16 protein-coding genes are annotated in these 18868 nt (G+C 31.2%); 6 read left to right on the top strand and 10 right to left on the bottom strand.

Features of this window, described 5'->3' with window-relative positions:
• Nucleotides 1–196: 196 nt before the first annotated feature.
• Nucleotides 197–1717 (bottom strand): methionine--tRNA ligase, encoded by a 1521-nt coding sequence (metG, locus tag EHF_RS00745; protein ID WP_044194094.1) that lies wholly within the window; start codon nt 1715–1717, stop codon nt 197–199.
• Nucleotides 1718–2362: 645 nt separating this feature from the next.
• Between metG and EHF_RS00740 the strand changes: the two genes are divergently transcribed.
• The 4 genes from EHF_RS00740 to cyoE all read left to right on the top strand — a co-directional run bounded on the left by EHF_RS00740 (nt 2363) and on the right by cyoE (nt 7426).
• Complete coding sequence (locus EHF_RS00740; RefSeq protein WP_044194092.1) at nt 2363–3616, top strand: aspartate kinase; 1254 nt, start codon at nt 2363–2365, stop codon at nt 3614–3616.
• A gap of 581 nt (nt 3617–4197) precedes the next feature.
• A complete protein-coding gene (gene coxB, locus EHF_RS00735; RefSeq protein WP_044194090.1) occupies nt 4198–4971 on the top strand; it encodes a cytochrome c oxidase subunit II in 774 nt (257 codons plus the stop codon).
• Between the two features lie 8 nt (nt 4972–4979).
• A complete protein-coding gene (gene ctaD / locus EHF_RS00730; protein WP_044194088.1) occupies nt 4980–6536 on the top strand; it encodes a cytochrome c oxidase subunit I in 1557 nt (518 codons plus the stop codon).
• A gap of 2 nt (nt 6537–6538) precedes the next feature.
• Nucleotides 6539–7426, top strand: coding sequence for a heme o synthase (cyoE, locus tag EHF_RS00725; RefSeq protein ID WP_044194086.1), 888 nt, complete (start codon nt 6539–6541; stop codon nt 7424–7426).
• 104 nt (nt 7427–7530) lie between these two features.
• Here cyoE and EHF_RS00720 read toward each other — a convergent pair whose 3' ends face one another.
• Nucleotides 7531–8235: an outer membrane protein assembly factor BamD gene (locus EHF_RS00720; RefSeq protein WP_232228954.1), complete on the bottom strand. Its 705-nt coding sequence runs from the start codon at nt 8233–8235 to the stop codon at nt 7531–7533.
• A 242-nt stretch (nt 8236–8477) separates the two neighbouring features.
• On the opposite strand from EHF_RS00720, the gene purD reads away from it, so the two are divergent.
• Together purD and yajC are read left to right on the top strand one after the other, a co-directional pair.
• Nucleotides 8478–9743, top strand: coding sequence for a phosphoribosylamine--glycine ligase (gene purD, locus EHF_RS00715; RefSeq protein ID WP_044194082.1), 1266 nt, complete (start codon nt 8478–8480; stop codon nt 9741–9743).
• Nucleotides 9744–10460: 717 nt separating this feature from the next.
• On the top strand, nt 10461–10832 hold the full coding sequence (gene yajC / locus EHF_RS00710; RefSeq protein WP_044194080.1) for a preprotein translocase subunit YajC: 372 nt from the start codon (nt 10461–10463) through the stop codon (nt 10830–10832).
• 178 nt (nt 10833–11010) lie between these two features.
• On the opposite strand, the gene dnaN is transcribed toward yajC, so the two are convergent.
• From dnaN to rplM, 8 genes are all read right to left on the bottom strand, one after another.
• A complete protein-coding gene (gene dnaN / locus EHF_RS00705; protein WP_044194078.1) occupies nt 11011–12138 on the bottom strand; it encodes a DNA polymerase III subunit beta in 1128 nt (375 codons plus the stop codon).
• Nucleotides 12139–12535: 397 nt separating this feature from the next.
• A complete protein-coding gene (locus tag EHF_RS00700; protein WP_044195764.1) occupies nt 12536–13150 on the bottom strand; it encodes a ribonuclease D in 615 nt (204 codons plus the stop codon).
• Between the two features lie 85 nt (nt 13151–13235).
• Nucleotides 13236–14036: a response regulator transcription factor gene (locus EHF_RS00695; RefSeq protein WP_044194077.1), complete on the bottom strand. Its 801-nt coding sequence runs from the start codon at nt 14034–14036 to the stop codon at nt 13236–13238.
• Between the two features lie 382 nt (nt 14037–14418).
• Nucleotides 14419–15054, bottom strand: coding sequence for an ECH_1013 family putative transcriptional regulator (locus EHF_RS00690; RefSeq protein WP_044194075.1), 636 nt, complete (start codon nt 15052–15054; stop codon nt 14419–14421).
• A 651-nt stretch (nt 15055–15705) separates the two neighbouring features.
• Nucleotides 15706–16224 (bottom strand): inorganic diphosphatase, encoded by a 519-nt coding sequence (ppa, locus tag EHF_RS00685; protein WP_044194073.1) that lies wholly within the window; start codon nt 16222–16224, stop codon nt 15706–15708.
• A 624-nt stretch (nt 16225–16848) separates the two neighbouring features.
• Nucleotides 16849–17889, bottom strand: coding sequence for an N-acetyl-gamma-glutamyl-phosphate reductase (argC, locus tag EHF_RS00680; RefSeq protein ID WP_044194070.1), 1041 nt, complete (start codon nt 17887–17889; stop codon nt 16849–16851).
• Between the two features lie 8 nt (nt 17890–17897).
• Nucleotides 17898–18356: a 30S ribosomal protein S9 gene (rpsI, locus tag EHF_RS00675; protein WP_052349265.1), complete on the bottom strand. Its 459-nt coding sequence runs from the start codon at nt 18354–18356 to the stop codon at nt 17898–17900.
• Entirely contained in the window at nt 18356–18820 is a 465-nt protein-coding gene (rplM, locus tag EHF_RS00670) for a 50S ribosomal protein L13 (protein WP_044195758.1), read from the bottom strand. Before rplM ends, rpsI begins: the two co-directional genes overlap by 1 nt.
• Nucleotides 18821–18868 lie beyond the last annotated feature (48 nt).

The raw sequence follows: 18868 nt of genomic DNA, 5'->3' as shown, positions 1-18868 counted from the left end.
CAGAGGCATACTGAACCCAATTAAAATATTTACTAATAAAAATTTATAACTTACAACCAATACTTATTCAAGTTTGACAATTTTATATACAAAAAACTTCCTTATACAGAGGAAACCACACACTTCAACACAACTGCCATAGTTGTGACTATACATAATGCTACATATTCTATATGCTACCAAGTATATATGCAGCTTACACAATCTTTGCAAAAATAGGTTCTGGTTTTGGTAAAGTTGTATTCATACTCACAGGTATAGAAAATTTACTAAAGTCACGATTACATTCTGGTAATCCAATTTGATCCAATATCTTGGATGATAACTTAGGCATTATAGGTTGTAACAGTAATCCTATACATTTAATATATTCAAGCAATTTATATAATACTGCTTTCATAACTCTAGAATCACTTTTAGATAATTTCCATGGTGCTCTCACTGTAATATATTCATTGGCTGTAGAAGATAACTGTTCTATAATATGTATCATCCCATTTAAATTATAATGCATAACACAATCCCTAACTCTTTCAAGAATATCTTGATAATTTGGTAGAACTTCCTCATCACGTAACAAATCATTACTTATTGTTGGTATAACTCCTCCACACTCTTTGTACAACAGAGAGATAGTCCTCTGTACAAGATTCCCTATATTATTTGCTAAATCATAATTTATACAATTAATAAGACTGCTTCTTTTAAAATCTCCATCGTTCCCTATTGGCATTTCTTTAATTAAAAAATATCTCAATTGATCAACTCCAAACTCTTCTACCAAATCAAAAGGTCTTATAACATTACCTAAAGATTTAGAGATTTTTTGTCCTTCATTAGTCCACCAACCATGAGTTAAGATTTTTTTAGGTAAAGGTAAGTCAGCTGCCATTAGAATAGCAGGCCAGTACACAGCATGAAATCTCAATATATCTTTTCCGACAACTTGTAAAACAAAACTATTATCACCTGCCCAATAAGCTTGATAATCTTTATGGTTAATATCAGGGAATCCTAACCCTGTCAGATAATTTGTTAAAGCATCAACCCAGACATAAATAACATGTTTGTCATCATTTGGTACTTTTATTCCCCATGAAACATTCTGCCTTGATATAGAAAGATCTTTCAACCCTGATTTAACAAATGATATGACCTCATTATATCGACATTTAGGAGTAACAAAATCAGGATTCTCTGCATAAAAACTTAATAATCTTTCTTGAAAATCTGATAATCGAAAGAAATAACTCGGTTCTTCTATCCATTCTACCTCAGCCCCTGTAGGAGCTTTACCATCAACTAATTCTTTTTCTTGATAAAATGTTTCATCTCTTACTGCATACCAACCAGAATAACTACCTAAATATATTGCTCCATTATCACATAAACGCTGCCACAAAGCTACAACAGCTCTTTGATGTCTCACCTCTGTTGTACGAATAAAGTCATCATAACTATAGTTCATAACATCAGCTAATTGTTTAAATACAGCACTCGTATTATCAGTGAAGTGTACCAATGACATATTACGTTCTTGAGCTGCTTTTTCTATTTTTTGTCCATGTTCATCTGTTCCAGTTATAAATTTCACATTACACCCACCAAGACGCATAAATCGCGCTATAATATCACATATCAAACTTGTATAAACATGACCTACATGTGGAACATCATTAACATAATAAATAGGAGTAGTAATATATATATTATTCATAAATTAGCATTGTTGTTACCTTATACCACTAGCAATTTATCACATAATTTTAGTTATATTAATTTAATATTTGCAAATATCACAAAAACATTACTTATAAAACCACATATGGAACTATAACTTCTAACTAAATAATTCTTATGAGCAACTTATACACAAAACCTACTTATGTAAATTAAATACAATTACCACAAGATTATACTAATATAACACTATTTAAGGAATGACAGACATCATCCTATAAAAATTCATCATATAATAGATATTTATTTCATATAAATATCTTAAATATCTTCTATTCATTAGTAATTTACAAAAATATTAGGACATCATAACTATATTTATAAACATTAGCTATGGATAAACCTTTATTATCTTATACTATAAAATCAATATAATATTTTATAAAAAATTGATATCAGGATTGATTATACTCTTCAAAGCAGTAACATAATCATACAAAATCATAGCTTATGACATTTCAGCTGGACAAAATCGAGTTTTTTATATAAAACTTTTTTATAGCTGTTGTTTTATAATACTAATTATGTAACAAAGAATTTAACTGCATTAATACAAACTTTGCAAAATATAAAAAATCACTTATCATTTAAGATGATAGTCATATATTCTTAGCACACAATAATGAAGAAGATTTTAGTAAAAAAATTCGGAGGAACTTCTTTACAAGACATAAAGTGTATTAATAGAGTTGCAGAAATAATAAAACAAGATGTTAACAATAATTACAAAGTAGTTGTAATAGTATCAGCTATGGGAAAATTTACTGATAACATCATTTCACAAATTAAACAAATCTCTGATGTGAAATCCCAACCTGAGCGCTCCGAATATGACCTAATTATTTCTTCAGGAGAACAAATATCATGCGGACTACTATCATTGGCTCTCCAAAAAATAGGAATCAATGCGCAATCATGGCTAGGATGGCAATTACCAATAGTAACGACGGAAGACCACACTAAAGCAAGAATTATAGATATTAATACATGCTCATTACAGGATTCCCTATCTAACAATGACGTTGCTATTGTTGCTGGATTTCAAGGAATGCACAAAAACAACAGAGTAACAACTTTAGGTAGAGGAGGATCTGATACCTCAGCTGTAGCAATTGCAGCAGCATTAGGTATAGATCTATGCTATATCTATACAGATGTAAATGGAATATATACAGCAGATCCCAATATAGTACCAAAAGCACGTAAATTAGATTACATTACATACGATGAAATGATAGAAATGTCTTCTCTTGGAGCTAAAGTATTACAAGTACGCTCAGTAGAAATAGCAATGAAATATAATATAAAATTGTGCATATTATCTACTTTCAATCCTGGAAATGGGACAATGTTATGTAAAAAAGGAGAATCAAATATGGAAAGCCAATTGATTACTGGGATCACATGTAACAATAAGACAGCAAGTGTTACATTAAAAGAGGTAAAAACACTATCTGGAATTACCACTGTATTCAACGCAATAGCAGAAAAAAACATTAACGTTGACATGATCATCCAAAATATGAATGACAATAATGCAAATGACATTACTTTTACAATTTCAGAAGAGGACTTGCAAACAACAACAACATTCTTAACAGAGATTCAAACTGAGCTTATGTACCAGAATTTAATAATCAATTCTGAAGTTGCAAAGATTTCTATTATTGGAGTAGGTATGATTTCTCACTCTGGAGTAGCTTATAAGATGTTTCATACGTTAACATCTAATAACATAAAAATACTGGCAGTTACTACTTCAGAAATAAAAATCAGCGTTCTAATATGGAGAAAAGACAGTCAACTTGCTACAGTAGCTCTACATTCCAATTTTGGACTTGATAGCACAAAATCGGATTTACATACAATAAGTTAACCTAAGATAGTCAACTATTTCCATTGCCTTAACGTAATACATTAAGTTAAAGTAATATAATTTTCAAAACACGATTATTTATAGAATTAAGTAACTACAAACACAACGTGGCATTTGTAATTTTTCAAATTCTTTTAAATCTTGATATAATAAGCTCAGTTTGAATAAGAACCTTATATACAGAACCTTCATATAATGACAATAAACATTAATCTTAAAACATATTTTTAGACCATGATGACAATTTTTTATTTGAGATTTTAGTCAATCATTTTACTTTTCTTAACACTTACCTCAACAATAAACTAATCTTCTACTATAACGAAAAAATAATTCTTGAGATTATCTTATATTACAACACTTTTTAATAAATACAACATATACACTAAAAATCGCTGAATCTAATACTTTGTAGAGAAATCTGAAAAATACCGATCAATACAATGACAGATAGATTTGCAAGTACTGTAGCTTTTAGTTATAATTAACTTTATTAAGGTTATACTTCTTAAAAAGTAGTATAAAATTGTTGCATTTTGAACATTAAAATGATAAGCATTAATTATTAATAGTGTAGCATTATGTTAAGATTTCTGGTTTTTTTTTTCTGTATATTTAGTCCTTTTAGTACATTTGCAGCACCTGTGCAGTGGCAGATGGGATTTCAGGCTCCGGCAACAGAAATAATGGAATCGATTATAAGATCCCATAACTTTGTTATGCTTGTTATGTCAGTAATAGCAATTATTGTTTTTTCTGTAATGGCATATGCCCTGATAAAATTTAGAAAAAGATCAGGAGAAAAAATTGTCTTTAACACTAAGAATTCTCATAATGCAGTTTTAGAAATATTGTGGACATTAATTCCTTTAGTAATCGTAGGATTTTTAACTATAAGTAATGTCAAGCTAATTAGGCATGAGCAGAAAATTCCTAATGTAGAAATGACATTAAAAGCAATTGGGTATCAATGGTATTGGGGATACGTATATCCAGATTATAAAAATTTTACTTTCGATAGTTATATGAAAGCAACAGATAATTTGGAAAGCCAAGATTTACGTTTACTTGAAGTAGATAACAGAATAGTAGTACCCACAAATACAAATATTCTGTTACAGGTTACAAGTGCAGACGTAATACATAGTTGGGCAGTACCAGCCTTAGGAATAAAAATTGATGCAGTACCAGGCAGACTAAATGAAGCATGGTTTAATATTAAAATTCCAGGAACATATTATGGGCAGTGTTCAGAGCTTTGCGGCAGGTTACATGGATTTATGCCAATAGTGATAGTTGCCGTTGAAAAAGAACAATTTAATGAATGGATACAGGAAAAGACACTTGAATTATAGAGGTATGCATGAGTAGTGAACATACACCACAAGGAATAAAACGTTGGTTATTCTCAACAAATCACAAAGACATAGGCACACTATATATCATTTTTTCCATTATTGGAGGACTTGTAGGAGGTATACTATCTCTCGTACTGAGATTACAACTCGCACATATTAACGTGCTAAACGATAATTATCAGTTATACAACGTTATTGTCACAGGTCATGCATTAATTATGGTATTTTTCATGATCATGCCAGCTTTAACTGGAGGATTTGGTAATTGGTTTGTACCATTGCTTATAGGGGCTCCAGATATGGCATTTCCACGTCTTAATAATGTAAGCTTTTGGCTATTAGTTGCCTCATTAATTTTATTATGTACATCTGTATTGATAGGAGAAGGTGCAGGGACAGGCTGGACACTATACCCACCATTATCATATATAGGATCTCATCCAAGTGCTTCTGTGGACGTAGCAATATTTGCTCTACATGTTGCTGGAGCTTCATCAATTGTAGGGGCTATAAATTTTATTGTCACAATATTTAACATGCGAGCTCATGGTATGACATTATTAAAGATGCCACTATTTGTTTGGACTATATTATTAACATCTTTTATGTTAATAGTTACACTTCCAATTTTAGGGGGAGCAATAACAATGTTATTAACAGACAGAAACTTTGGTACAAGCTTTTTTGACCCTGCTGGTGGAGGTGATCCTTTACTATTTCAACATTTATTTTGGTTCTTCGGACATCCTGAAGTATATGTTATCATATTTCCTGCATTTGGAATAATAAGTCAAATCGTATCTACTTTCTCTCATAAAGCAGTTTTTGGATATTTAGGCATGGTATTAGCACTAGTTGGTATTGCAGCAGTAGGTGGAGTAGTATGGGCACATCACATGTTTACTGTTGGTTTAAGTGCAGAAATCATGACATATTTCAGTGTTACTACTATGCTGATAGGTGTGCTAACAGGAGTCAAGGTATTTAGTTGGATTGCAACTATGTGGGGAGGACAGATAGAATTTAAAACTCCCATGTTATTTTCAATCGGATTTATTTTCGTATTTGTAGTAGGTGGAATTACTGGTATTGTAATCTCACATGGTGGTATTGATAAAGCATTACACGATACATATTATGTAGTTGCACATTTCCATTATGTAATGTCAATTGCTGCATTGTTTGCAGCCTTTGCTGGCTTCTACTATTGGATAGGCAAAATGTCTGGCAAGCAATATAATGAATGCCTTGGTAAGGCACATTTCTGGTTAACTTTCATTGGAACCAACGTCACATTTTTACCTCAACACTTTTTAGGCATAGCAGGAATGCCAAGACGTATACCAGACTATCCAGACGCTTTTATTCCATGGAATTACATATCATCAGCAGGAGCATTTTTATCGTTTATATCAGCTTTATTCTTCGTTTACATAGTCATTGCAACCTTAAGAAGTGAAAAAAAATGTCCTAGCAATCCATGGGGAGGGGATACATTGGAATGGACAGTACCATCACCAGCGCCTTTCCATACCTTTGAAGAGATACCAAAGGTTGATTAAATATGAACTCTGACTGTGGAAATGCTAAACTGCAGCTTATAAGCGAAATGTCGGGTTATTGGGACCTACTGAAGCCAAAAATTATGTATTTAGTAGTTCTCACAGGAATTACAGGAATGTTCATTGCTCCAGGGAACATTCATCCTTTCATTGCTGTTATTAGTGCATTATGTATAGCACTGGGGTCCGGTGCTGCAGGAGCAATAAACATGTGGTATGACAGTGATATAGATGCATTAATGCAGCGAACTAAAAGCCGTCCTATACCTTCTGGAAGAATTGCGAAGTCTAGTGCAATTGAGTTAGGGTTAGTATTATCTATTATCTCTGTAACAGTAATGATGATCGCTGTTAATTATATATCAGGAATATTATTAGCCATCAGTATAGCATTTTATACATTAGTATATACAATGTACCTTAAAAGAAGGACATCACAAAATATAGTCATAGGAGGGATTGCAGGAGCACTTCCTCCAATCATTGGATGGACTTCTGTAACTAGCTCTATTTCTATAGAAAGTTTAATACTATTCCTAATTATATTCATGTGGACTCCTCCACACTTTTGGGCATTATCCTTACTAAATTATCAGGAATATGAAAAAGCTAAAATACCAATGCTACCTGTAACACATGGAATATTCGTTACTAAAGTTCATATACTCGTATACAGTATTATATTATTTACTATAACACTATTACCTGGAATATTTTTAAAGGACTATTTATTATATGAAACTTGTGCAATACCACTTGGCATTACATTTGTATTTCACGCTTTTAAAGTATTCACTTCAATCAATCATTATAAGTATAAAGCAATGTTTATTTACTCTATTGCTTATCTGTTTATTTTATTTATATGTATTATCCTTTCAAGTTTTTAGCATTTCTAAATTTCAATATAGGCAGAAATAAAAGCATACACTACATCAAATCTTTAGCTATACATAGCAACTGATACACTGGTCTTGCTTATATTTATTTTCTGTCAATCTACTTTAACTTGTAAAGGTTCTTTATACCAACCAGTATCCATACAACACTCTTTAAGCAAGGACATATATCTTGCATATGCAGCAACATCTCCTAAGGCTAAATATGCTTCAGCAATTCTATACAAGCTCTCTGAATAATATTTTGTATCCTTATATTTATTCAATATTGTACTGAACCTTCTAATGGCAGCAACATATTCACCACGTTGCAAATAAAATTTACCTACTGAAAATTCTTTACCAGCAACATGTTGATGAACAAGGTCTAATCTTCTCATAACCTCTTCTAAATACACAGAACTAGGAAAGAGATGTATAAACTCATCTAACAGCTCTAAAACTTTATGTACACTACTCTGATCACGATCTATATCACTAATCTGCATATAATTCGCCATTATTCTCAAATAATAAGCAAAATCTATATCTTTGCTATCAGGATAAAGTTGAATATAATCATCAGCATAAATCTCAGCTCGAGAATAATCACCAAGTTCATAATTCAAAAATGACATCATAAGGCGAGCCTTAATTGCAACAGGAGAAAACGGATAAAGATTATCGATTTCTTCAAGATCTTTTATTGCACTTTTATACTCCTTAGCACTAGATTTTCTTAAGGCACTCTCATATATTTCATCTGCTGTTCGATCTCCCACAAATTTTTCTCCCTTTTTTATAAAAGAGCAATTTACCATCAAAAAACAACAGCATAACAAACAAATAGTATTCCTAATAACTTTAGAGTTATGCATATTTTATCACCTGTAAATATAAACTTGTAAATCATGAAATACTTTATTGAAACATAAAGATGTATCCCAGACAAGCAATTTTTACGAATGCACTCATACATTTAAGTAGCAAAGCATATAATTTATTGACAACTACCATATTGATACTAGAATGCATAAGTAATAAACTCAAATAAAGCACGCTAATGAATGTATTGGTAATTGGTTCTGGTGGACGTGAACATTCAATGTTGTATCACATTCGCAAATCTACATTGCTAAACAAGTTATTTATTGCCCCAGGGCGTGAAGGGATGGCTGGGCTAGCAGACATAATAGATATAGATATCAATAATACAATAGAAGTTATTCAAATATGTAAAAAAGAAAAAATCGAACTGGTAGTTATTGGGCCAGAAGCTCCATTAATAAATGGGTTATCAGATGCGTTAACAGAAGAAGGTATATTAGTTTTCGGACCTTCTAAAGCAGCAGCTCGGCTTGAGTCTTCAAAAGGATTCACAAAAGAATTGTGTATGAGGTATGGTATTCCTACTGCAAAATATGGGTACTTTGTTGATGCAAATTCAGCTTATAAGTTCATTGATAAGCACAAGTTACCCCTAGTAGTAAAAGCTGATGGGTTAGCACAGGGAAAAGGAACAATAATATGTCACACATATGAAGAGGCGTATAACGCTGTAGACGCTATGCTAGTCCACCACAAGTTTGGAGAAGCTGGTCATGCAATAGTTGTTGAAGAATTTCTTGAGGGCAAGGAAATTAGCTTCTTTACACTGGTTGATGGATCCAATCCAGTCATCCTTGGAGTAGCACAAGATTATAAAACTATAGGGGATAACAATAAAGGACCTAATACTGGTGGTATGGGATCATATTCCAAACCGAATATTATTACACAAGAAATGGAGCACATAATCATTCAGAAGATAATATATCCAACTATCAAAGCAATGTTCAATATGAACATACAATTTAGAGGATTATTATTTGCTGGTATTATAATTAAAAAGAATGAACCAAAACTCCTTGAATACAATGTGCGTTTTGGTGATCCTGAAACACAATCAATATTACCAAGATTAAATTCTGATTTCCTAAAATTATTATCACTTACAGCTAAGGGTAAGCTAGGGAATGAGTCAGTAGAGTTAAGTAGAAAAGCTGCTTTATGCGTTGTAGTAGCCAGTCGTGGATACCCAGGTGAGTATAAGAAAAATTCTATAATTAATGGAATAGAAGACATCGAAAAGCTACCCAGCATTCAACTCTTACATGCAGGTACAAGAAGAGAAGGAAATAACTGGGTATCAGATTCTGGAAGGGTAATCAATGTTGTAGCACAAGGTGAAAATCTAGCTACTGCAAAACACCAAGCTTACGCTGCACTAGACCTATTAGATTGGCCAGATGGAATTTACAGATACGATATAGGCTCATGCGCACTTTAATGTTTCCATTGACTAATCAATTCCAATAGTGAATAAGTCTTTGTTGTATTGTATATTTCAAGTCACTAAAAGTGTTAGTAGTTGATCTTTAAAGCACAAGTAGGTAAATAAGGTTTTTACTAAGATGTAATATCTTGGTAATTTTTGTTTATTACAAATCAAAATTCTTTGTATTCCATATTTTATGGTTACAAACATCAGAGATACCCCCTCTCACTTAAACATAGGTAGATATAAATAAAACTTTTTACTAATATACATTATATACACTTAAACACTGTCATCCGACTTTATATGACTTCCACAGTAAAATAAAAAGTCTATATTGATATCATCTAAATACTAAGATCTTAGTAAATAATTCTTAATACAGCATAATAAAAAAAAGTGCATTTTATATATTACAAGACATGCACACTTTATTACACTTAATACAAAATCAAGACCTATGCTTACGCTCACATGTTTCAGAACACAATTGTCAACATGCAATTTTTAAAATATGAGTGCTTCTATATACAATACTCTACTTTTTGAGTAATTTAACATAACACTTCACCTAATTACCAGATATTTTTCATATCAGATTCTAAGAGAATAAAATTTAAACTTTTCAATAAATTGAGCTACAATATCATAAATTTCAAGTCAAATTGATATTGACAATCAACACCATTCTTGATAGATTAACTTATTCATCCACTGCTTGGTATTAAAATGTTGTTTATCTCTGAAGTCTTTGCAGCAACAACAGCACCTGCTCCGGGAATAGGTAGTTCACTCGCAGGCTTAATCCCTTTGGTATTAATTTTCTGTGTTTTCTACTTTTTTATAATTAGACCTCAACAAAAAAAGATAAAAGAGCATAACAAGCTACTAGATAATATAAAAAAAGGTGATAAAGTTGTTATTTCTAGTGGTATATTGGGGTCAGTCACAAAAATTGATTCCACAAATGGGTATTTTTTTGTAGAAGTATCAGAAGGAGTTGAAATAAAAGTACTAAAGTCTTCAATATCTGAAGTACTAAATAAAAATAATAAATCTACTGCAAGTGCAGGAGTATCATCTTCAGTGTCCAGCAGTTAATATATATCTTCCACTGACATATGATTTCATAAGACTTAAGGTATTTTATCTGATAGGGGTCTCATTTTAGGAGAGCATAGGTACACTTATATACTAGTCTGCCTTGGTCAATATAAAGTATTTAATCTGAGTAATACACAGTAAAGATAATCCCTAAGTTTCTAGAGTTATAAGAACATCATATTCGCATAGGCATAATAATATAAGTAAAGTCATCTATATTCTCTTCTTCCTGTATTAAAACAGATGTACTAGCATCATAAAATGATAAAAGACATTTTCCCTTAATACAATACAAAGCTTCCATTAAATATCTTGCATTTAACCCAATAGTCATATCTTCTCCAGAGTAATCAACCTCTAATTCCTCTCTAGCATCACCTTGATCTGAAGAAGCAGCACTAAGTATGAGCTTATTATCAACAAATCGTAGTTTTATGACCTTCACCTTATCAAAAACCACTACAGATACCCTATCTATTGCATTAGACAATATCTCAGACTCAATCAATACACTTTTATCATAAGATCTAGGAATAATAGAATTATAATCCGGAAAAGTGCCATCTATCACTTTAGATATTAAAATATATTCTTTATACTCGAAACAAATCTTTCTATCTGACAAACTAATTGATATTAAATCATTACCACTACCATGACTTACTATCTTTAAAATCTCATTAACTGTTTTCTTTGGAACTATAATACCAAAACTCGATAATACACTATTAGATTTACTTAATTTAGCCAATGATAATCTATGACCATCTGTAGCAGCACAACATAAGATATTATCAGATGTATGAACATATAATCCATTCAAATTAAATCTACTTTCCTCCATAGAAATTGCAAACTTAGTTTTTCCAAATAAGTTCACTAATTCAGAAACCTGTAAAACAAACTTATTTTGTAACTCATTGTTTTCAATAACAGGAAACTTTTCTATATCAACTACAGGAAGGAAAAACTCTGTACGACCACACTCTATAACCAGTCTCCCATCTTCACCAATAACAAACTTAATTTCAATATCATTAGGTAATTTTTTTACAATATCATAAAGAAGTTGTGCAGAAACCACTACAACCCCATTCACATTTATATGGGCAGAAATGGAAGCAATTATTGAAATATCAAGATCTGTAGACATTAATTTAATTTCTTGATCCTTGACTTCTATTCTTACACAAGATAGAACAACAATACTATGACGTTTTTCTACAATACTATTAATGTAAGATAAAGCCTGCAGAAGTTTATCTTTGCTAACAAAAAAGTTTAACTTAATACCATTAACCATACATTTCTATCAATCTAACCCATTGTGATGTTATACAAATTAAATGTAAACAAGTCAAGGTATGGATCATGTTACTAACTAACTTCAATATTTACTCGATTCTAATAGACCAAATCTACCCTTTTATTTGAAAGAACTCCAAAATAAGACTTCTTAATTCTTACTTAATTATCACACTACCTCTACAATGGAGAACAAGTAACGTTCAGTCCTATAATAATTTTTTATATTATTACACATAACTAAGATAAATACTACGCCAATACAATAAATCAAGCCTTTACTAAAAGAAGCTCAAAGACTACCAACATCTGATTAGCTGCACACAAGAGCAATTTTAATATAAGATAAAATCCCAAAAATATCCAGTACTTCAATTAGCTCAGATTACCCTATACTATGATGCATGGCTAAATATATCAACATTATCCCAACCCAACAAATCAAGCTGAGCTCTTGTCGGAAGAAACTGAAAACAGGAAGCTGCTAACTCCTGTTTATTTTCACGCTGTAACATAGCATCCAGCTTACTCTTTAATGCATGCAAATAGATAACATCTGATGCTGCATAATTCAATTGTTCAGATGTCAAAGTATCTCTTCCCCAGTCGGATGATTGTTGCATTTTATTAAGCTTTACATTCAATAATTCATAACACAGCTCTTTCAATCCATGATGATCTGTATATGTTCTGACTAACTTTGAGGCTATCTTAGTACAATAACACGGTGTAGCCCATATACCAAGGTAATAACGTATTACTGCAATATCAAAACGAGCAAAATGAAAAATTTTAGTTATGCTTGAATCTGAAAGAATACTTGCCAAATTAGGTGCTTGATAATTACCTGAAAACTTAACTAAGTGAACATCACCATCACTATCACATAACTGAACTACACATAACTTATCTCGCCTACATACTAAACCCATAGTTTCAGTATCAACAGCAATAGTACCCTCAAATTTTAACCCATTAGGTAAATCACAATCATGTACAAATACAGGCACGTAAACTTCCTCCACCTATAATTAAAGATATACAACTATAACACCTTGATCATTGTACCATGTAGAAAAATACCTCTCAACTATATTATGCTTCTTCAACATACTTTTTATCTTCTTCTTGACCATAAACTGAATCAACATTGGAACTACCACCATGATCCCATCTATATCCTACTCTATCATCACTCTCATCTTCATCAACACATTCTTTTAATACGTAACCACGTCCCCAAACAGTTTCTATGTAATTTTTCCCATTGTTAGCAACCTTAAGCTTCTTGCGAAGTTTACACATGAACACATCTATAATTTTATCATCAGAAGGTTCATCGAGCTCTCTATATAAATGAGACAAAAACATTTCCTTTGTAAGAACAGTACCTAGCCTAGATGATAATAACTCTATCATCCCATATTCTTTCTTAGTTAAATGTACTATTTCACCATTACATTCAACACATTTATGATCAAGATTTATTGCAATATTTCCAACACGTACTATTGATTCAGGGTGCCCTCTAGTACGGCGTACAATAGCTTTTATTCTAGCAAGTAACTCACTTTTATGAAAAGGTTTAGTTATATAATCATCTGCACCATAATATAACCCTTTTACTTTATGTGATACTGACGAAATACATGATAATATAAGTACTGGAACTTTTATACCAGACTCTCTCAGTTTTACTAAAATATCATATCCATCTATTTTTCCAGGAAAATGTATATCCAATATAACTACATCATAATCATCATTCTTTGGAATGATACTACCATAACAATCCTGTGCAGAAGTCATAGTTTCACAAAAATGCCCTTCTGAAGATAAAGAAGCTTCTACTGCTTTTGCACATGCAATATCATCTTCTATTAATAATATACGCATAAATACCTCTAAAAACTCAATAATTAATAAACTTAACACATAAAGCACTCAGCACTAATCTAAAGACATAATTAACCTACAACAACTAAACATTTCATCAAAAGTTAATACATAGTGTTACTATGCTATTCAAGTATAATAGTAAATTACATGTAATATACTTTCCCTGTGTTGCATATATAGCACAACATTACCCCAAAGACTACTAGGGACATTATAGTCAATACACCTAGTTTTCTTCAATTAGTAAAATACTTCACTGATTATATATAAGCACAAATTAATACTTTATTAATAATACCAATAGTTAACACACGTACCATTATACATTAATAAAAGCATATACACTAACATAAAAATTTTAAAATTTGATGTTTATTTTTCACAAGGATCTTGCATACCAAATTACCCTCCCTAATATTTCCATATCCTCTAAATGACACTCATAAGAAGAATATTTTTTATTATCAGAAACTACATGTAGCTTTATCTTCTGATTATCTTTTAAATATTCTAATCTCCTAATTGATACACCTACTGAATCAACTATAACAAATAATCCAGCAGGATGAGGTATTTTATCCCCTATATCTACTAAAACAACATCTTGATTCATTAATGTCGGGATCATACTATCCCCCTTTACGTAATATACACGTAAATTCTTCATATTAGAAGTTAAATTAATGTTTGAAGATAGATATAGAATAACATCACTTGAAGATGAAACTTTCCCATTTTCTAGTTCTAAATTATATACAGGTAGTATATTAATATTACTTTGTCCATAAGTATAATTATCATCACTAATTAAATACGATAATGAAACGTTTAACACTTTCGCTATTGCCATTAATTTCTTAGATGTAGGATTTGTTGACTTGCCACTCAGTATATCATATACAAAAGACTTCCCAACATCAGCTTTATGAGCTAGTTCACGTGCATTTATTCCCATCTTGTCCATTTGATACTTCATTCTAGTAACTATCATACTATTATCACTACTTGTTTTCATAAATTCACCTTACAGTTAATATTTATTACATTTTTGTACAATTTAAAGTACATAAACTCAAGCAATAATTGAATTATTCACTAACAGTGAATACTAAATCATAAAACTACTAGCGAGTAATTCTAAGATTTACATAAAATCAGTAGTGGCATATAAAAAAGTAATTTTTAACATAAAGTGCTATACAACTGAACTTGCATACTATTAGATCTTATATACCAATTTGGTAACCAACCGAACAATGATAGTAATATACAATTTTTAACATCTAAGAAAAAAACAGTTATTAGTATACCCACTACTAATAATTTCCAAGAAATAATGATTATTAATTAATCTAACTATTGCCATGTAACATAAAAACAGTAATCCATTAACAATACTAGACCCCCAATCAACTAAGCTTTCAAACATTCTCAAGAAGACTTATATTTTTGCATTATTAGCAACTTATATTTATGGGATCATAACCAATATATAAATAATCCCATACTTATATTAAATCGAATTAACTACCCCAATAAAAAAATCTTGTAATTATTCAATAACTACACCTAATAAAAACTGCTTTTAATGCAACAATAAATCTAAACACTGTTTCTAATAACCAGGTATACTATATAGATACTGCAACTTAAAATATCACTATATCTATTCAACTAAAGCACTTAATATCAATTTCTCTGCAACTGTAATATTTTTCCAACCTTCTACAGATACAAATTTATCTTCTTCTAGTTTCTTATAAAAAGTGAAAAAATGAGATATTGAATTTAAAAAAGATACAGGAAAATCAGAATAATCCTTTATATTATTATAGTATTGATCCAGCTTATTTACAGGTACAGCCAATATTTTTACATCTTCCCCACCTTCATCATGCATAACCAATACACCAACTGGCCTTGCACAAATCACTACCCCAGACATTACAGGAAATCTAGTTGCGACTAAAACATCAACAGGATCACCATCCCCAGCACAAGTATGTGGAATAAATCCATAATTACATGGATAATACATAGAAGTTGGTAAAAACCTATCTACACAAAATAAGTTCTTCTTTTTATCAAACTCATATTTTACCGGACATGAATTCTGGCTAATCTCAATAATAACATTGATTTCTTTAGGTACATTATCACCACTAGTCACATTATCTAAATTCATAATTAATCTCTAATACAACAAAACAAGTAAACAACTAAAACCTTTGAGTCTACTAGATCAACAAATGATTATTAACTTAATATACTAATACCCTTTATATTCTAGTCAACGCTTTTCTAAAACAGGAAATACTAACAAGTACATAAGCATATAAGATCTTCAAATAATACACAAAAACATATCCATACATAAAGAAACAAATGTGATATTTAATACAGTAATAATTTTTCTAATAAAATCTACTACTAATTTGAAAAAATACAATTTTTAACATTTTATGAAGCAGTCCTTTTATTGTAGGATACAAAACACTTAAACTTATACTGCTATCAACTCGATAGATTATCGACATCAACATATCATAAACCTAGACACATGTCTCAAAGCAGACAAAAAAATTTCAATAACACAATTTCTGAAATATAATATATTAAACCTGGCTGATAGGACAAATTATCTGTAAAAACATATCGCAAATTACATACCTTAAGCAGGAAAGAAATATTTAATAAAGCAATCTCTTCATAACAACATCACAATATTAAAAGTTTTATATTGATCGATTAACACTACATTGTCTAAAGACAACAAGATCACAAATTTACACGTTTTTAAAGCAAATATTTAAAAATAAGGAATATTTGATAAAGCAATCTCTTCATTATAAGACATCATAACATTAAAATTTTGCACTGCTTGACCAGCAGCACCTTTTAATAAATTATCTATAACGGATATTATAATAACCGTATTAGGTATCCTTCCAGGAAAAACTCCTAAATAACAACAATTCGTACCTACAACAGACCTAGTTGTCACAGCCTTTTCTTCATCAATAAAGATAAAAGATGAATCTTTATAAAAAAGTAGCAATGCTTCCCGAACATCAGTGAGAGATATACCTTCTTCTAATTCAAGGTATATGTTAGATATCATACCTCTTTTTACCGGAATTAAATTAGGTACAAATTGTAAATTAATATCTTCTCTACATGCAGCAAAACAAAGTTCTTGTTCTATTTCAGGGATATGCCTATGACTTGAGATTTTATATGATTTAATAACATCATAAACTTCACAAAACATCTTGTCTTGTTTAACAGATCTACCAGCACCACTTACACCAGACTTAGCATCAACTATTATATTATGACTTTTCACTAAACGAAGTCTCAACAATGGAAATAGTGGTATTAATACAGAAGTAGGATAACACCCTGGACAAGCTATAAAACGTGATTTTTGAATATCTTCCCGATATATCTCTGTTAATCCGTATACAAAATCTTTTACAAGATCTGGACAACAATGCGGTCCATACCATTGCTTATATATTTCCGTATCCTTAATTCTAAAGTCAGCTGATAAATCTATAATTTTTACTACATCATGAATTTTTCTTACAACGTTATTTGATGCACCATGAGGTAAACATAGAAAAACCACATCTACATTAGATAATTCAATATCATCAAAACACGAGATACTAACAGACATATCACCCTGCGAGATGTGCAAATGGCTAGAAGAAAGTAATTTTCCGCTAGATTGAGATGCACACAGATACTTTATTTTGACCATAGGATGAGATAGTAATAAGCGTACTAGCTCCACACCTACATAACCTGTAGCCCCAACTATGGCAACTGATACTTGATAACTCATGGAAGAGGTTATCTTTTTGAAAATTGACAACTTTTTCTAGCTTTATGTTGACCATATTTCTTACGCTCAACAACACGCGAATCCCTTGTTAAGAATCCACCTGCTCTCAGAATAGAATGAAGACTGGGATTAATATCTTTTAGCGCTTTACTAATTCCATGAGCAACAGCCCCAGCCTGACCTGAAATTCCACCACCACTTACAGTGGCAACAACATTATAACATCCAGAAGTTGATGTCACAATAAATGGATTATAAACCTTCTTGCACAAGGTATTTTTCTTAAAATAGCTAAAAATATCCAAGCCATTAACAGTAACATTCCCTTTACCCACTGTTAACCATACTCGTGCAACAGCTTCTTTCCTTTTACCTGTGCCATAAGCACGGCCACGAGCATCTACTTTTACAGCTTTAACATTACCATCTTGTTGATGATCAGATAACATATCAGGATTACTCTCCATTATCTCCTCTTATTATTTTTCGCATTTATTGATAAAAAATCTAATTTTACAGGTTGTTGTGCATCATGCTTATGTTCTGAACCTGAGTATATATATAAATTTTTTAAACGACGACGTGCCATTGGACCAGTACTTAGCATGCGACGAACTGCCATATTAATTATACGTTCCGAATGTTTATTCAAGAATAAATCAGCTGGCGTACAGCTTTTTAGTCCACCAGGATATCCAGTGTGTCTATAATAGACCTTATTTTTCAATTTATTACCAGTAAATTGAACCTTCTCTGCATTAATTATAATAACATTATCCCCACAATCCATATGAGGCGTATACTCAGGTTTATCCTTACCGCGCAACACATTAGCAACAAAAGCAGCAAGTCTACCGACTACCACCCCAGTTGCATCTATCACAACCCAACGCTTCTTTACCTGACTTGCCTTTAAAGAAAAAGTCTCCATTTGCATCTATCGTTAATAAATTTTCATGGTAATCACAGAATTAATTTT

The sequence above is a fragment of the Ehrlichia japonica genome (assembly GCF_000632845.1).
GTDB classification, from domain to species: domain Bacteria; phylum Pseudomonadota; class Alphaproteobacteria; order Rickettsiales; family Anaplasmataceae; genus Ehrlichia; species Ehrlichia japonica.
Note: the sequence above shows the minus strand (reverse complement) of the source record. Positions and strands in the feature narration are given on the sequence as shown.

Excerpts from the sequence above, each read along its gene's own strand:
- metG (WP_044194094.1), bottom strand. The coding sequence starts at position 1,717 with ATGAATAATATATATATTACTACTCCTATTTATTATGTTAATGATGTT.
- cyoE (WP_044194086.1), top strand. The coding sequence starts at position 6,539 with ATGAACTCTGACTGTGGAAATGCTAAACTGCAGCTTATAAGCGAAATG.
- argC (WP_044194070.1), bottom strand. The coding sequence starts at position 17,889 with ATGAGTTATCAAGTATCAGTTGCCATAGTTGGGGCTACAGGTTATGTA.
- rpsI (WP_052349265.1), bottom strand. The coding sequence starts at position 18,356 with ATGGAGAGTAATCCTGATATGTTATCTGATCATCAACAAGATGGTAAT.
- EHF_RS00695 (WP_044194077.1), bottom strand. The coding sequence starts at position 14,036 with ATGCGTATATTATTAATAGAAGATGATATTGCATGTGCAAAAGCAGTA.
- purD (WP_044194082.1), top strand. The coding sequence starts at position 8,478 with ATGAATGTATTGGTAATTGGTTCTGGTGGACGTGAACATTCAATGTTG.
- dnaN (WP_044194078.1), bottom strand. The coding sequence starts at position 12,138 with ATGGTTAATGGTATTAAGTTAAACTTTTTTGTTAGCAAAGATAAACTT.
- ppa (WP_044194073.1), bottom strand. The coding sequence starts at position 16,224 with ATGAATTTAGATAATGTGACTAGTGGTGATAATGTACCTAAAGAAATC.
- EHF_RS00720 (WP_232228954.1), bottom strand. The coding sequence starts at position 8,235 with ATGGTAAATTGCTCTTTTATAAAAAAGGGAGAAAAATTTGTGGGAGAT.
- yajC (WP_044194080.1), top strand. The coding sequence starts at position 10,461 with ATGTTGTTTATCTCTGAAGTCTTTGCAGCAACAACAGCACCTGCTCCG.
- rplM (WP_044195758.1), bottom strand. The coding sequence starts at position 18,820 with ATGGAGACTTTTTCTTTAAAGGCAAGTCAGGTAAAGAAGCGTTGGGTT.
- coxB (WP_044194090.1), top strand. The coding sequence starts at position 4,198 with ATGTTAAGATTTCTGGTTTTTTTTTTCTGTATATTTAGTCCTTTTAGT.
- EHF_RS00740 (WP_044194092.1), top strand. The coding sequence starts at position 2,363 with ATGAAGAAGATTTTAGTAAAAAAATTCGGAGGAACTTCTTTACAAGAC.
- ctaD (WP_044194088.1), top strand. The coding sequence starts at position 4,980 with ATGAGTAGTGAACATACACCACAAGGAATAAAACGTTGGTTATTCTCA.
- EHF_RS00690 (WP_044194075.1), bottom strand. The coding sequence starts at position 15,054 with ATGAAAACAAGTAGTGATAATAGTATGATAGTTACTAGAATGAAGTAT.